The organism is Synechococcus sp. H55.10, from assembly GCF_047502715.1.
Lineage (GTDB): Bacteria > Cyanobacteriota > Cyanobacteriia > Thermostichales > Thermostichaceae > Thermostichus.
Map to the genome: position 1 here is coordinate 1 of NZ_JANSJJ010000194.1, position 633 is coordinate 633.

Here is a 633-nt window from a genome sequence, read left to right on the forward strand (position 1 = left end):
CTGTTCCCCGGCGAGTGCCACGTCCATGTGGGCATTCGCGAGGAGCACCTCAAGGCAATGGCAGAGAAGCACCCGGAGGCGGAGTTCCTCATCCACCCCGAGTGCAGTTGCGGCTCCAGTTGTCTATTTCTCAAGCCGGACGCCAAGCTTCTTTCTACCGAGGGGATGGTGCGTTATGCCAGAACTTCGGCTAGCCGCGAGTTTGTGGTTGCCACCGAGGTGGGCATTCTCCACCGGCTGCAAAAAGAGGCCCCCGATAAGACCTTTATCCCCGTCAAGGCGGACGCCGTCTGCGAGTATATGAAAAAAATTACCCTGGAGAAGATCTACCGCTCCCTAGTGGAGATGCGCTACGTGATCCAGGTGCCGGAGGCGGTGGCCGAAAAAGCCCGCAAGTCCATCCTGGCCATGCTGTCAGTGCCTGCTGGAGCCTAGAGGGAGCACCCTTGGCGAGGGTCTGTTTTGTCCAGTGTTGTCTACGTCTTTCCTAGCGGAAACAGACCTCTTGATCCTGGGGGCAGGGGTGGCAGGGATCTATGCAGCCCTGTGGGCGGAAGCAGAGGGAGCCAGAACCCTGGTGGTAACCAAGGATCCCATGCCTTCTGGATCCACCCCTTGGGCGCAGGGGGGTAT

The 633-nt window shown here is 59.4% G+C and carries 2 protein-coding genes; both read left to right on the plus strand.

What is annotated here, in order from left to right:
* A partial coding sequence (nadA, locus tag NW858_RS11490; RefSeq protein WP_414520542.1) for a quinolinate synthase NadA occupies positions 1-435 on the plus strand: 435 nt, incomplete at its 5' end.
* Positions 436-469: 34 nt separating this feature from the next.
* Positions 470-633 (plus strand): FAD-binding protein (locus NW858_RS11495; RefSeq protein WP_414520543.1); only part of this gene is annotated, 164 nt, incomplete at its 3' end.